Origin of the sequence: Actinomyces respiraculi (assembly GCF_014595995.2) — a bacterium.
Lineage (GTDB): Bacteria > Actinomycetota > Actinomycetes > Actinomycetales > Actinomycetaceae > Actinomyces > Actinomyces respiraculi.
In genome coordinates this window covers 1,166,140-1,180,580 of sequence record NZ_CP063989.1, presented here as the reverse complement: position 1 = coordinate 1,180,580, position 14,441 = coordinate 1,166,140, and the positions used below count along the sequence as shown (strand labels likewise).

The 14,441-nt window shown below is 71.5% G+C and carries 12 protein-coding genes; 7 read left to right on the top strand and 5 right to left on the bottom strand.

What is annotated here, in order from left to right; all coding sequences use genetic code 11:
- Positions 1-230: 230 nt before the first annotated feature.
- Together ID810_RS04880 and ID810_RS04875 are read left to right on the top strand one after the other, a co-directional pair.
- The gene (locus tag ID810_RS04880) at positions 231-794 is read left to right on the top strand and encodes a hypothetical protein (protein ID WP_166857686.1); all 564 of its coding nucleotides are present in this window, start codon (positions 231-233) and stop codon (positions 792-794) included.
- 15 nt (positions 795-809) lie between these two features.
- A complete protein-coding gene (locus ID810_RS04875) occupies positions 810-1,253 on the top strand; it encodes a hypothetical protein (protein ID WP_166857683.1) in 444 nt (147 codons plus the stop codon).
- A gap of 124 nt (positions 1,254-1,377) precedes the next feature.
- On the opposite strand, the gene infB is transcribed toward ID810_RS04875, so the two are convergent.
- The 4 genes from infB to ID810_RS04855 all read right to left on the bottom strand — a co-directional run bounded on the left by infB (position 1,378) and on the right by ID810_RS04855 (position 6,240).
- Positions 1,378-4,182 (bottom strand): translation initiation factor IF-2, encoded by a 2,805-nt coding sequence (gene infB, locus ID810_RS04870; RefSeq protein ID WP_166857681.1) that lies wholly within the window; start codon positions 4,180-4,182, stop codon positions 1,378-1,380.
- 145 nt (positions 4,183-4,327) lie between these two features.
- Positions 4,328-4,606, bottom strand: a complete 279-nt coding sequence (locus tag ID810_RS04865; RefSeq protein WP_235931630.1) for a YlxR family protein — start codon at positions 4,604-4,606, stop codon at positions 4,328-4,330.
- Between the two features lie 94 nt (positions 4,607-4,700).
- Positions 4,701-5,747: a transcription termination factor NusA gene (gene nusA, locus ID810_RS04860; RefSeq protein ID WP_166857679.1), complete on the bottom strand. Its 1,047-nt coding sequence runs from the start codon at positions 5,745-5,747 to the stop codon at positions 4,701-4,703.
- A 40-nt stretch (positions 5,748-5,787) separates the two neighbouring features.
- A complete protein-coding gene (locus tag ID810_RS04855; RefSeq protein ID WP_166857677.1) occupies positions 5,788-6,240 on the bottom strand; it encodes a ribosome maturation factor RimP in 453 nt (150 codons plus the stop codon).
- A gap of 98 nt (positions 6,241-6,338) precedes the next feature.
- Between ID810_RS04855 and ID810_RS04850 the strand changes: the two genes are divergently transcribed.
- A complete protein-coding gene (locus tag ID810_RS04850) occupies positions 6,339-7,301 on the top strand; it encodes a DUF4439 domain-containing protein (protein ID WP_166857675.1) in 963 nt (320 codons plus the stop codon).
- A 44-nt stretch (positions 7,302-7,345) separates the two neighbouring features.
- Here ID810_RS04850 and ID810_RS04845 read toward each other — a convergent pair whose 3' ends face one another.
- Positions 7,346-9,187 (bottom strand): proline--tRNA ligase, encoded by a 1,842-nt coding sequence (locus ID810_RS04845; RefSeq protein ID WP_166857673.1) that lies wholly within the window; start codon positions 9,185-9,187, stop codon positions 7,346-7,348.
- Between the two features lie 306 nt (positions 9,188-9,493).
- Between ID810_RS04845 and mvk the strand changes: the two genes are divergently transcribed.
- The 4 genes from mvk to fni are packed head-to-tail and all read left to right on the top strand — an operon-like array spanning position 9,494 to position 13,733.
- The gene (mvk, locus tag ID810_RS04840) at positions 9,494-10,453 is read left to right on the top strand and encodes a mevalonate kinase (RefSeq protein ID WP_166857671.1); all 960 of its coding nucleotides are present in this window, start codon (positions 9,494-9,496) and stop codon (positions 10,451-10,453) included.
- Complete coding sequence (mvaD, locus tag ID810_RS04835; protein WP_244960920.1) at positions 10,450-11,493, top strand: diphosphomevalonate decarboxylase; 1,044 nt, start codon at positions 10,450-10,452, stop codon at positions 11,491-11,493. The genes mvk and mvaD overlap by 4 nt, the downstream gene beginning before the upstream one ends.
- 12 nt (positions 11,494-11,505) lie before the next feature.
- Positions 11,506-12,612: a phosphomevalonate kinase gene (locus ID810_RS04830; protein WP_166857667.1), complete on the top strand. Its 1,107-nt coding sequence runs from the start codon at positions 11,506-11,508 to the stop codon at positions 12,610-12,612.
- On the top strand, positions 12,609-13,733 hold the full coding sequence (fni, locus tag ID810_RS04825) for a type 2 isopentenyl-diphosphate Delta-isomerase (protein WP_166857666.1): 1,125 nt from the start codon (positions 12,609-12,611) through the stop codon (positions 13,731-13,733). The genes ID810_RS04830 and fni overlap by 4 nt, the downstream gene beginning before the upstream one ends.
- Positions 13,734-14,441 lie beyond the last annotated feature (708 nt).

Sequence of the window (14,441 nt, the reverse complement as noted above, 5' to 3'; positions counted from 1 at the left end):
CGCTCGGCCACGAAGGAGCAGCCGCTCCAATACCACCTGTGCCCCCTCTCCACAACACCGTTGACTGTGATGTTCCACCCATATTATCCTGGTCGTGCACCCACCCGACGAGTTCGCCACCTCCAGAGCCCATCATGCTAGGTCGCCGTATCTCCCTCCCGCTCATCCTTGCCATCATCCTTTCGTTCCTTGTACCAAATTCGCCCACCAGTACCGCACATGCCGCTGCGGTGAGCGACAGCGACTCATCGCAACCATCGTCTTGCACGGCAGAACCGACCGCGCTCACACGAGACGAACTGACCGCAGAGGATCAGACCATCGAAGAGGTCCTCTCCAATTCCAACACCGTTGAGACAAACGACCTCATCGGTTCCGGCATTCACGTACAGTCCGGTTTCGAGGCGTCGCAAGGAGAGATCTCTGTCGTGGTCACCCTCGGGCGACTGGACGACGGAACATTTGTAGCCATGCGCCGCACCTACGAGACCGACGATCCGTCAAGCACGCTCGCACTGTCCGCCTTCGAGGTGACCGATAACGGCCGGGCGAGCGATGGCCCGGAGTTGTCCGAGATCCTCACCGTCATGCCGTCATCCGACGATAGCTCCACACTCGGTTACCAACCATCCTGCGTGAGGTTCGATTGGTCCTGCGTCCAAAGCCGCTGCAGTTTCGCGGCGATAGGCTGTGGGTTCTTCGGCGGTTTCGGGTACTTGTTCTGCCTGGTGGCAACATGCGGACCACTGGCTAACTCGTGCTGTCTCGAGTGGGGCCAGGGCAACGTCAACTAAGAGAGGCGACTCACTATGTCCGTGTTCTCAAACGCGTCCTCCACATCCGCAGCCGTCCTCTTCGCCGCAACGAGGGTGTTCGCCGTCGCAGTCGCACTGGCGGTGTTCTACGACCAACTGATCGCCGTGGACTACCCGATGCAATGGCTCAGCCGGCCCTTCGGCCTCGTCCTGTCGGCGCTGGCGCTGTCATACCTGGTCACACTGGTGCCGCACCTGTCCGCATCGTCCCAGCGCAGGTGGTACACGACATGGAGCCTGGCCCTGGCGATGGTCGGGGCCTGGGTCCTCGGCGCAGTGTTCGCCGTGTCCGTCACGACCGCGCTGCCCGCCCGCACGATCCTGTCCGACTATCCCGAGGTGACGGCGGCGCTCGTCGTCACACTACTCGTCGCCCTATGCTTCGGGTTCCTCGCGTCCCGTCAATCCGCTCACGCGAGCGCACCCGCAGGGCAATAGGCCGACGGTCGTCAACCGGGGCGGGCACCGCCCCCTCCCCCTGCCGGGCGCTGACACGGCGGGGCCGCCCACCTCGGGTGAGCGGCCCCGCCGTCGTGATGGCCCTCACAGGCCGGTTGGAGCGTCAGTCGCGCGGCTTCTCGCGCATCTCCCAGGTCTCGATGACGTCGCCCTCGGCGATGTCACGGAAGCCCAGGTTGATACCGCACTCGTAGCCCTCGCGGACCTCGGTGACGTCGTCCTTCTCCCGGCGCAGCGTCTCGATGGTGAGCTCGCCGGCCACGACGACGCCGCCGCGCACCAGGCGCGCCTTCGTGCCGCGCCGGATGATGCCCGAGCGCACGATCGAGCCGGCGATGGAGCCGAACTTCGAGGAGTGGAAGACCTGGCGGATCTCGGCGGTGCCGAGCGCGACCTCCTCGTAGACGGGCTTGAGCATGCCCTTCATGGAGGCCTCGACGTCCTCAATGGCCGCGTAGATGACCGAGTAGAACTTCATGTCGACGCCCTCGCGGTCGGCCATCTCGGCGACCCGCTCGGCGGGGCGCACGTTGAAGCCGATGATGACGGCGGAGTCGACCGTGGCCAGGTTGACGTCGTTCTGCGTGATCGCACCCACGCCACGGTGGATGATGCGCAGCGCCACCTCGTCGCCCACGTCGATCTTGAGCAGCGAGTCCTCCAGCGCCTCGACCGCCCCCGAGCTGTCGCCCTTGAGGATGAGGTTGAGGGTGTCGACCTTGCCCTCCTTGAGGACGTCGGTGAGGTTCTCCAGGGACACGCGCTTGCGACGCTTGGCCAGCAGCGCAGCCCTCTCAGCAGCCTCACGCTTGTCGGCGATCTGGCGGGCGGTGCGGTCATCGGGAGCGACAATGAAGGAGTCGCCGGCACTCGGCACACTGGTCAGGCCCAGGACGAGGGCCGGACGCGCGGGACCGACCTCCTCGAGCACCTGGCCGTGCTCGTCGAACATGGCGCGCACGCGCCCGTAGGCGGAGCCGGCGACGATCGGGTCGCCCACGCGCAGGGTTCCCTGCTGGACGAGGACGGTCGTCGTGGCGCCGCGCCCCTTGTCGAGCTTGGCCTCGATGGTGACACCGCGGGCGTCGCTGTGGGGGTTGGCCCGCAGGTCCAGGGCGGCGTCGGCGGTGAGCACGACGGCCTCGAGGAGCTCGTCGATGTGGAGGCGCTGCTTGGCGGAGATGTCGACGAACATCGTGTCGCCGCCGTACTCCTCGGGCACCAGACCGTACTCGGTGAGCTGGCCGCGGATCTTGTCCGGGTTGGCGCCCTCCTTGTCGATCTTGTTGACCGCGACAACGATCGGCACGTTGGCGGCCTGGGCGTGGTTGAGCGCCTCGATCGTCTGGGGCATGACGCCGTCGTCCGCGGCCACCACGAGGATCGCGATGTCCGTGACCTCGGCACCACGGGCACGCATGGCGGTGAAGGCCTCGTGACCAGGGGTGTCGATGAAGGTGATCGGGCGGCGCTCATCACCCACGGACACCCGCACCTGGTAGGCACCGATGGACTGGGTGATACCGCCGGCCTCACCGGCGACGACGTCCGTGGAGCGGATGGCGTCGAGCAGCTTGGTCTTACCGTGGTCGACGTGACCCATGACGGTGACCACCGGCGGGCGGGCCTCGAGGTCCTCATCGGACCAGGCGGCCTCCTCGGCCTCGAGGTCGATGTCGAAGGACTCCAGGAGCTCACGGTCCTCGTCCTCGGCGGAGACGAGCTCGACGCTGTAGCCGAGCTCGACACCCAGGAGCTGGAAGGTGTCCTCGTCCAGGGACTGGGTCGCCGTGGCCATCTCGCCGAGGTGGAACAGGACGGTGATGAGGGCCGCGGGGTTCGCGTTGATCTTCTCGGCGAAGTCCGTCAGGGTCGCGCCCTGGCGGATGCGCACCGGCGTGGAGCCATCACCGCGCGGGACGACGACACCGCCCAGCGACGGTGCGCTCTGCTGCTCGAACTCCTGCCGCTTCGCGCGCTTGGACTTGCGTCCGCGGGGGGCGCCGCCACCGCGCCCGAAGGCGCCCTGCGTCGCACCGCGACCACCGCGACCGCCGCGGGGGCCGCCGCCGAAGCCGCCACCACCGGGACGACCAGCGCCACCGGGACGACCGGCGCCCTGACCACCACGGCCACCGCCACCCGGACGACCGCCGCGAGCACCCTGCGCACCGCGCGCCGGCGCACCCGGGCGCCCCACGGAGGAGGTGCCCGGCATCATGCCGGGGTTGGGACGGGGACCGCCGCCGGGACGGGGTCCCGGACGCGCACCGCCCTGCGGGCGGGGGCCGGCTCCCTGCGGGCGAGGACCGCCGGTCGGGGCGCCTGCGCCCTGGCGGCGCGGGGCACCGGGACGGGGACCGCCCTGGCCGCGCGAGCCACCCGGACGGGGCATGCCCTGCGAGGCGGCGAAGGGGTTGTTGCCTGGACGCGGGGCGCCCGGACGGGGACCGCCCTGGTCGGCCTGGCCACGCGAGCCACCCGGACGGGGCATGCCCTGCGAGGCGGCGAAGGGGTTGTTGCCCGGACGCGGTGCACCCGGGCGCGGGGCCGGCCTCGGAGCACTGCGACGCTCGGCGGGGGCCCCGTCACGCTGGGGCGCGGCCGGACGGGGAGTGGGGGCCGGGCGCGTCGCGGGAGCGGCGGGCGCGGCCGGGGCAGCAGGTGTCGCCGGGCGCGGGGCCGCCGGCTTGGCGGCGGGCTTGGGCGCGGCAGGCTTGGCGCCGGCCTCGGCCTTGGGCCCGAAGTGCTCGCGCACGCGACGCGCAACCGGGGGCTCGACGGCGGAGGACGCCGCCTTGACGAACTCGCCCTGGTCCTTGAGCCAGGCCAGGATCACCTTCGAGGTGATCGTCTTGCCAGTGGGGTCGAGCTCCTTCGCGAGCTCGTGAACGCGTGGTTTAGCCACATTTCTCCTGTCAGGTTGCCTGCTCCTGACCAGGAGCAGGCGCTAGTAGAGGCAGCTCATCGCTGGGTACTCATCGGGTGCCCATCGGCTTTCTACCCGCCTTTGCAATCGGTGTTCCCGGTCCCGCGGGACCGGTGTCGCACGCTCAGGCGCTGCCCTTCCGGGAGAGCCAGTCGCGCACGGGGGCCGCATCCAACGGCCCACGAGTGCGCAGTGCGCGCCCAAGGGCGCCCCTGCGCTCAGCGAGCTCCAGGCACGCGAGGTCCGGATGGATCCACGCGCCCCGCCCGGGCGCCACGGCCCGGGGGTCGACGGCGAGCCCGCCGTCGTCGAGGACCAGGCGCAGCAACTGCGCCCGGGGACCCTTACCGCGGCAGCCGACGCAGGAACGCACAGGCACGTGTGAGGTGCTGGTGACCGTCACGCGTGTCCTTCCGCTCGTCCGGCCCGGGTGCCTCGTGCCCGGCAGGCCGCGCACGACCCTGGCAGGGTCCGCCCCGATTCTACCGGCGGCTCGCTCAGGCCTCGTCGCTGACCCGTGAGGGACCGGTCACGTCATCCGCGCGCGAGCCAGTGCCGGGCACAACCTGCCCGGACTCGGAGTCCGCGTGGATGTCGATCTTCCAGCCGGTCAGGCGCGCGGCGAGGCGGGCGTTCTGCCCCTCCTTGCCAATGGCGAGCGAGAGCTGGAAGTCCGGGACGGTCGCACGGGCCGTCTTATCCTCCATCGACAGGATGCGCACCTCAGACACGCGCGCCGGGGACAGGGCGTTGGCGACGAAGCGTGCCGGGTCCTCGGAGTAGTCGACAATGTCGATCTTCTCGCCGCCCAGCTCGGCGGTCACGGCGCGCACGCGCTGGCCCATCGGGCCGATGCAGGCGCCCTTGGCGTTGACGCCCTTGACGCGTGAGCGCACCGCCATCTTGGTGCGGTGGCCGGCCTCTCGGGCAATCGCGACGATCTCGACGTCGCCGGAGCCGATCTCGGGGACCTCGCGCTCGAAGAGCTTGCGCACCAGGCCCGGGTGGGAGCGCGAAAGGATGATCTGGGCACCCTTGAGGCCGCGCGAGACCTCGGTGACGTAGACGCGCACACGGTCGCCGTGACGGTGGCGCTCGCCGGGCACCTGCTCGTGCGGCGGCATGATCCCCTCGTGCTCCTCGCCCAGGCGCACGTAAACGATGCGGGGGTCGCGCCCCTGCTCGACGGTGCCGGAGATGAGCTCTCCCGCCTTGTCCTTGAAGGCCCCCAGGACCTCGAAGTCGCGGCGGTCCTGGATGCGCTGGACGATGACCGAGCGGGCGGTGGCCTGGGCGATGCGCCCGAAGTCGTCCGGGGTGTCGTCGAAGAACTCGCCGGTGGGCTCATCCTCCTCGTCCAGCTCCGGGGCCAGGACCGTCATGTGCCCGCTGCGGCGGTCGATCTCGACGTGGGAGCCGCGGATCGCGCCGGGGACCTTGAGGTAGGCGGTGAGGATGGCGTCCTCGATGGCGGGCAGGAGGTTGTCCAGGTCAATGCCCAGCTCGTCGGCGGCGCCTCGCAGCTCCGGCATGTTGATGTCCATGGTGTCCTGGGTGTCCTCTCTGGTCTGGTGGTCGGGGGCGTCAGAGGACGACGAGGGTACGTGCCTCAGTGACCTCGCCGAGCGCGAGTGTCATGGCGGCGCCGTCGACGTCGAGCGTGAGGTCGTCCTCGTCAGTGGCGACCAGGGTGCCGGTGAGCGTGCCCGCGGCCGTGGTGACGGCGACGGTACGTCCGACGGCGCGGCGGAAGTGGCGTGGGGTGGTCAGCGGCCGCTCGGCACCGGGGCTGAGGACCTCAAGGGTGTACTGACCCTTGACCGGGTCGGCGTCGTCGAGGGCCTCGGAGACGGCCCGGGTGGCGACGGCCACCGTGTCAAGATCGATGTCCCCCTCGCCGTCGGGAAGGTCGACGACGACGCGGACGGTGGAGTAACGGCCGGCCTTCGTGGTCTCAACACCCTCGAGGAAGAGCCCGGCGCCCTCCACCACGGGGGCAAGCAGCTCAGTGAGCCGGGTGGCGAGAGCGTCGGCCATGGGTGTCCCTCCAGGATCGGTGGCGTCCACGGGGGCGGGCGTGCCCCGCGGGCGTGGTCATACGCGCCCATGCTACCCGCCCGTGGCAGGATCACCGCGTGACGTCTCTGCCCACCGCTCCTGCCCGCCGCCCCACGACCCTGCACCGCACGACCGCCCTCCTGACGGTGTGCGCCCTCGCCGTTGGAGTCAGCGGCTGTGACCTGAGGATCGGCGAGTCGGTCCCCCTGACCCTGCCCTCTGCCTCCGAGCAGGAGTCTGTGCGCGACGCCCTCGCCCGCCGCACCGTGCTCGTGTCCTCCACGGCCTCCTCCTTCCTGACCGCCTTCCCCGAGGACCCGGACACCGCCGTCGCCTCCACCCTCGTGGCGGACACAGCCGTCCAGCTTGAGGCTCTGGGCGGGGTGTGGGAGCCCTACGCGACGCCGGTGCCCACGACATATCCGACGGCCTCCCCCGTTGCCACGGCCGCCGCCGGGGCCTCGCGGGACGCGCTCGTCCAAGCCCTTGAGGAGGGCACCGCCCAGGCGCGCCAGGCCGCCCTGGCCGCAACCGACGCTGATGAGGCCTCGCTCTACGGCGCCATGGCCGTCTCCTGGTCCGTGGCGCTGGAGGCTCTCGTTCCCGGCTCCGTCGACGTCGTCGGGCGCGACGCACTCCTGACCGAGCCCCTGCCCGGCGACCTGCTCCAGGCCTACGACGGCGCGCGCTACGCCTTGGAGGAGGTCGCGGCGCGCAGCGACGAGGAGACCCGCGCACGCGCCCAGACGCAGGCGGCCGCCGCCGACGACCTCGTCAACGCCTCCCTCGCCCTGGGCGGTGAGGACGCGCGGCTGCCCGCCTATGCCGAGCCGACCGCCGAGGACGGCGCGAGCGCGGAGGTGACCTGGGCCCGCCAGGTATGGCTGCGGCTGGTCGACGCCGAGGTGGTCGCCGTCGGCACCACTACTGGTCAGGCGCGCACCGAGGCCCTGGACGCGGCCCTGGACGCGGCCCTCACGGCCATCGCCTGGGGCGCTGAGATCACCGCCCTGCCCGGGTACGCCCTGCCGGAGGACTGAGCGGCGGTGCCGTCGGCGGCCGAGCAGGCCCTACCCGGCCCCGATCAGAGGCCCTCGCCGGTGGGCGCGGCCTCCAGGGCGGCTGCCACGGTGGAGCGGATCTCCGCCACCGCGGTCTCGACGGGCACGCTGCGGCGCTCACCCGAGCGGCGGTCACGGATCTCGACTGTGCCCGCCTGGGCGAGATCACGGCCCACGATGACGGTGAAGGGGACGCCCAGAAGCTCGGAGTCGGCGAACTTCACGCCGGCGGAGACCTTGCGGCGGTCGTCGTAGAGGACCTCGAGACCGGCGAGGTCGAGCTCGGCGGCCAGCGAGGCGGCGGTGGAGAAGACCTCCTCGTCCTTGCCGGTGGCGAGCACCTGCACCTGGTAGGGAGCGACCTGGATCGGCCAGGCCAGGCCGTGCTCGTCGCAGTTGACCTCGGCCAGGGCGGCCATGACGCGCGAGACGCCGATGCCATAGGAGCCCATGGTCACGGTGCGGGCCTTGCCGTTCTCGTCCAGGACGGTGAAACCCAGGGCGTCGGAGTACTTGCGCCCCAGGGTGAAGATGTGGCCCAACTCGATGCCGCGGGCGATCTCCAGGGGGCCGGAACCGTCGGGGGCGGGGTCGCCCGCGCGGACCTCAGCGGCCTCGATGGTGCCGTCGGCCTCGAAGTCACGGCCCCTGACCAGGTGCAGGACGTGCTGGCCGGGCGCGTTGGCCCCGGCCACCCAGCTGGTGCCGTCGACGACGCGGGGGTCGAGCAGGTAGCGCACGGAGCCCACGAGGACCTCACGGCCGTCCTCGCCCGTCTCGACGCGGCGCGAGGGGGCGTTGGGACCGACGGCGGTGGGGCCGATGTAGCCGCGCACGAGCTCGGGGTGACCCGCGAAATCCCCCTCCTCGGCCATGGCGACCTCGGCGGGGCTGACGGCGGCCTCCAGGCGCTTGATGTCCACCTCGCGGTCACCGGGCAGGCCGACGACGAGCAGCTCCTTGGTCCCGTCCGGCCAGGTGAGCGTGACGACGATGTTCTTCAGCGTGTCCGCGGCGCTCCAGGGGCGGTCGGCGCGCGGGTGCTCGGTGTTGAGCAGGTCCACCAGGGCATCGATGGTCGGGCAGTCGGGGGTGTCGACGACGAGGGCGGGCGGCACCTCGGAGGCGTCGACCGGATCGGGCACGGGGGTGATGACCGCCTCGGCGTTGGCGGCATAGCCACCGACGGAGCGCACGAAGGTGTCCTCCCCGACCGGGGAGGGGTGCAGGAACTCCTCCGAGCGCGAGCCGCCCATGGCCCCGGCCATGGCGTTGACGGGCACGTACTCCAGGCCCAGGCGGGTGAAGATGCGCTCGTAGGCGGCACGGTGGCGCTGGTAGGAGGCCTCCAGGCCGTCGTCGTCGATGTCGAAGGAGTAGGAGTCCTTCATGATGAACTGGCGGCCGCGGATGATGCCGGCCCGAGGGCGGGCCTCGTCGCGGTACTTCGTCTGGATCTGGTAGAGGGCCGTCGGCAGGTCCTTGTAGGAGCTGAGCAGGTCCTTGGCGAGGAGGGTGAACATCTCCTCGTGGGTGGGGGCGAGCAGGTAGTCGCCGTCCTTGCGGTCCTTGAGGCGGAAGAGGGTGGGGCCGTACTCGTCCCAGCGGTGGGAGTCCTTGTAGGGCTCGGCCGGCTGCAGGGCCGCGAAGTGGACCTCCTGGGCGCCGATGCGGTTCATCTCGTCGCGGATGATGCCCTCGATCTTGCGCAGGACGGCCAGCCCCAGCGGCAGCCAGGTGTAGATGCCCGGTGCGGTGCGGCGCACGTAGGCGGCGCGCACGAGGAGCCGGTGGCTGGCGACCTCTGCGTCGGCCGGGTCCTCACGGAGGGTACGGATGAAGGCGGTGGACATCGTCTGAAGCACGGGACGATCCTACGTGCTCGCCAGACATGCGCAGTCCCGGCCGCGTGGAGGCCCTGGTCGCCTCACCGTTCGGGCACGGGCCGGGCGCTCATCTCGTATCCTTCCTCCGGGCCCGGTGACGGCCCCTCCTCCCTGCCCCACCCGGGCGGTCCCCTGGGCCGACGTCGTGGCGCGGCCCACGAGCCGCAGCCACCAGGCGTCGGCTTGCGGGCCCTCCGAGCGGGTCACTAGCCTCGGCTAAGCCCTTCGTTGAGCCGCCCCGGCAGCAGGGCCGAACCGGTGACCGACGACAAGGGAACGCTGAGCATGGATCGACAGCCCATCCGCGTGGGGCACGGGCGCACCTGGGCCAAGGCGATCCTCATCGGTGAGCACTCGGTGGTCTACGGCCACCCGGCTGTGGCCGTGCCGCTGCACGACTTGCAGATGCGGGCCACCGCGACCCCCATCGACGGCCCCTCGTGGCTGCGCTCCTTGGACTACGAGGGCCCCCTGCGCAAGGCCGGTCACCGCTTCGCCTGCGTGGCCCGCGCCTTCGAGGTGGCCCGCGAGCGCTCGGGCTGCCTGGACCAGTCCTTCGAGGTGATCACTACCAGCGACTTCCCTCACGAGCGGGGCCTGGGCTCCTCGGCGGCCTCCGCGGGCGCCATCATCCTCGCGGTCCTGGACGCCTGCGGGCGCAAAGCCACCCGCGAGGAGCTGCTGCCGCTCATCCACCAGGCCGAGCAGATCGCCCACGACCGTCCCTCCGGGCTGGACGCGGCGGCGACGACGGCCCCCTCCCCCATCCGTTTCCAGTCCGGCGAGATGCACCTGCTGAGCCAGCGCATCGAGGGCGCCCAGCTGGTCATCGCCGACTCCGGGGTCCACGGCTCAACCCGTGTGGCCGTGGGCGGGCTGCGCCGTCGTTACGAGGCGGACCCGGACTTCTACGGACCGCGCATCAACCAGCTGGGCGAACTCACACACCGCTCTGTCAGGGCGTTGGCGCACGGCAAGGCCCGGATCCTGGGTGAGACGATGAACGCGGCCCACACGGTGCTCTCCGAGATCGGGGTGAGCCTGGACCTGCTGGACTCGCTGGCCCGGGCGGCCCGCCGGGCGGGCGCGCTGGGCGCGAAGCTGACCGGAGGTGGTCTGGGCGGCTGCCTCATCAGCCTCACGGACTCTCCCGGTGCGGCGGAGGACGTCAGCGCCGCCCTGCTTGAGGCCGGCGCGGTACGCACCTGGACCTATCAGCTGCGCGCGAGCGGGACGGCCCAGTGAGCGTGGACTACGTGGACAGCGTGGACAGCACGGACAGCGCGGCCGCTGGCAGGGCCCGCACGGCGACGGCGAGCGCGAACGCCAACATCGCCCTCATCAAGTACTGGGGCAAGACCGATGCCCGTCTGCACCTGCCGACCACCTCGAGCCTGTCGCTCACCCTGGACGAGACGTGGACGACGACGACCGTCTCCTTCGACGGCGGTGACGGTGTCCAGGACGTGGTGACGATCAACGGCCTGCGGGCCCAGGGCACCGCCTTCGAGCGTGTGCACCGCTTCCTGTCCCTCGTGCGTGAGCGCGCGGGTCTGGGTGAGGCGGAGGCCGCGAGCGTGACCTCGACCTCGATGGTGCCGCTTGCGGCGGGGCTGGCCTCCTCGGCCGCGGGTTTTGCGGCGCTGGCGGGGGCCGCCTCGCGTGCCGCGGGCCTGGACCTGGACGCCCGTGGGCTCTCGCGCCTGGCGCGTCGGGGCTCAGGCTCGGCCTCGCGCTCGGTCTTCGGGGGCCTGGTGCGCTGGAACCGTGGGACTGACGACGAGACCTCGTACGCCGAGCCGGTGCCCTGCGCCCTGGACCTGGCGATGGTCGTCGTCGCCCTCGACACGGGGCCGAAGGCGGTGTCCTCGACGGAGGCGATGCGTCGCACGATGCGGACCTCGCCGCTGTACCCGGCGTGGGTTGAGGCCAGTGCCACGGAATTGGCCGAGGCCCTGGCGGCGGCTGAGGCGGGCGATCTTGAGCGCCTGGGGGCAGTGGCGGAGGCCAACGCCCTGGGGATGCATGCGACGATGGTGGCGGCGCGCCCGCCGGTGCTGTACTGGCGGCCGGGCACGGTGGCGGTCCTGCATGAGGTCGCGACGCTGCGGCAGGCGGGCCTGCCGGTGTGGGCGACGATGGACGCGGGCCCCAATGTCAAGGTCCTGACGGACACGGCTCACGCCGCTGAGGCGGCCGCAGCCCTGGGCGGGCTCTTCCCCGAGGCGTCGGTGACGGTGCGGCGCGGCGGCGAGGGGATCCGCTACGAGCAGCCGGGATCCTGATTGACTGCATCCATGAGTCGGTCTGTCACGCGCCAGGCCCCCGGCAAGCTGTACGTCGCCGGTGAGTACGCGGTGGTCGAGAGCGGGCACTCCGCCCTGCTCGTGGCCGTGGACCGCTTCATCACGGTCACGGCGGCCACGGCCTCGGGGCCGCGCGCCCGAGTGTCCTCGGCCCTGTACGACGGCGGTGAGCGCACCTGGGAGCGGGACGCTCAGGGCTTGGCCGTGCCGAGCACCGGCGAGGTCGATTACGTCATCTCCGCGCTGCGGGTGGTCGAGGAGCTGGTGCGTGAGCGCGGTGGCGAGCCCGTCATGGTGCACCTGGACATCCTGTCCGAGCTCGACGACGCCTCCGGGCGCAAGCTGGGCCTGGGGTCCTCGGCGGCGGTGACCGTGGCGACCGTGCGGGCCGTGGCGGACTTCCACGACCTGCCCCTGAGCGACCTGGACGTGCTCAAGATGGCGCTGCTGGCCTCCGACGCCGTCGAGCCCGTGGGCTCCGGCGGTGACCTGGCGGCGAGCACCTTCACGGGCTGGGTGCTGTACTCCTCCCCCGACCGGCAGTGGCTGCGCGAGCAGCGGCGCTCCAGCGGTGTCGGCGCGCTGCTTGAAGCCCGCTGGCCCGGGTTGGCGGTGCGCCGGATGCCGCAGGCGGATGGGATCGACCTGCTGGTCGGCTGGACCGGGGAGCCGGCCTCGACGGCGAGCCTCGTCTCCCATGTCCAGTCCCGTCTCCAGGCTCAGGCGAGCACCGCGCCCGCGGCGACCTACGAGCAGTTCCTCGCCGCCTCCGAGGCCTGCCTGGCCGATCTCGTGACGGCCCTGGAGTCCGGGGACCTGGCGGGGGTACGCCGGCAGGTGACCGGGCACCGCGTCCTCCTGGCGGACCTGGCGCGGATGAGCGGCATCGTCATCGAGACGCCCGAGCTCGCACGCCTGGTCGAGATCGCCAGCTCCCACGGTGCGGCGGCCAAGAGCTCGGGGGCCGGCGGTGGGGACTGCGGAATCGCCCTGCACGGCCCGGCAACGAGTACGGCGGCCCTGCGCTCGGCCTGGGCCGAGGCGGGCATCGTGCCTCTCGACCTGGCTGTCTTCACCCGTTGCGAGGAGGACTCATGAGCCCCGTCGACCAATCCGGGGGCGCTGAGACCGCCCAGCCCGGCGTCGCCGTGAGCGCGCACGCCGAGCGCAAGGACGAGCACGTGCGCCTGGCGATGAGCCTGCACGCGCCCGGCAAGACGACCCCCTGGGCGGATATCAGTTTCCTCCACCATGCCCTACCGGGCACCGCTCTCGACGCCGTCGACCTGTCGACCCGGGTCCTGGGCTCCAGCTGGCAGGTCCCCTTCTACGTCAACGCGATGACGGGGGGTACCGAGTCCACGGGGCGGCTCAACGCGGCACTGGCCGAGGCCGCGGCCGCCGCGGGCGTGGCCATCGCCTCGGGCTCGCAGCACGTGGCGCTGCGCGACCGCGCGCGCGAGGACACCTTCCGCATCATCCGCCGCACGGCTCCCGGGGCCTTCGTACTAGCCAACGTGGGGCCCACGGTTGCCCCCGACGACGCCGCGCGAGCCGTCGAGATGCTTGAGGCCGACGCCCTGCAGGTGCACGTCAACGTCGCCCAGGAGGTGCCGATGCCGGAGGGCGACCGGGACTTCTCCGGCTGGGCCGGGCGCATCGCGCAGATCGCTGACGCCGCCCAGGTGCCGGTGGTCGTCAAGGAGGTCGGCTTCGGCCTGTCACGGCGCACCGTGGACCTGCTGGCGTCCCTGGGCGTGGCGGCGGCGGACGTGGCCGGCAACGGGGGCACGGACTTCGTGGCCATTGAGACCGCCAGGCGCGAGGATGGCGCCTACCGGGACCTCGTCGGCTGGGGGCAGAGTGCTGCCCTGTGCCTGCTCGAGTGCCTGCACGGGCCTGCGGGCTCCGCCCCGGTGGAGTTGCTGGCCTCCGGCGCGGTGCGCACCCCCCTGGATGTCGTGCGGGGCCTGGCCCTGGGAGCGCGTGCGGTGGGTGCCTCGGGGCACTTCATGCGCACGCTCACCGAGTCCGGGCCTGAGGCCCTGTACCGCGAGCTTGTCTCCTGGAAGGAACAAGTGCGCGGGATCATGGCGCTGCTGGGGGCCTCGCGGGTGGAGGACCTGGCCTGCACAGACCTGCTGGTCACCGGAGCCACCGCGGAGCGCGCCCGTCTGCTGAGCGTGGACCTGCCGGCCCTGGCCCGCCGCTCGGCCTAGCCCGGCCCACCACCCCCGCCGAACTCCTCGGTTTACGCTCGAACGTACGGCAACAACACCGTTGTCATGTCGCAGGACATCGGTGACAGGTCGACAGTGTCGACAGTGTCGACAGTAGTGTCCCGGCAGAGTCATGCCCCTCGGTCGGGAAGGCGAGCGTCGCGACTTCCGCGGCGGCGGGGCCGACGACTGGGCTGCGGCGGGGCCGACGATCGGGCGGTGGCGGCCGTCGCGGCCCCCACGGCGGTGGGGCTTGCACGCTCACGCTTGTCGACCTCTGTCGCAAGCCGCGGAATCATGCGGTTTTCTCGATCGGCGCCCTCGAGTGCCTCGGCTCCCATGTGCATGGACCACGCCCATGCACATGGGACCCAACAAGCCGTTTTGACCAAGAGAACCAAAACGGCGCAATACCAACGAAAAACCCAGATCCGCCAGATCACACCAGTCACATGAGCGTGCACGACCCCTCCCAGCACCCCGGGCACGAGCCCGCACGGCACCGGCCAGCCTCCCCACGTCACCTACCAACGCCAAGTTCGAGGGTCAAGAGGCTCGAACTCGACACGTCACCCCCGAACTCGCGGCGCACCAAGACCCACCGGGGCGCGCGCCAGTGGACCCGAGCTGGCGCGCCCACAGGGACAGTGCCCCGGCGCCAGGGATGCCCACACGGCGGACATGACTGCCACCTCGGCGCCGGGCACC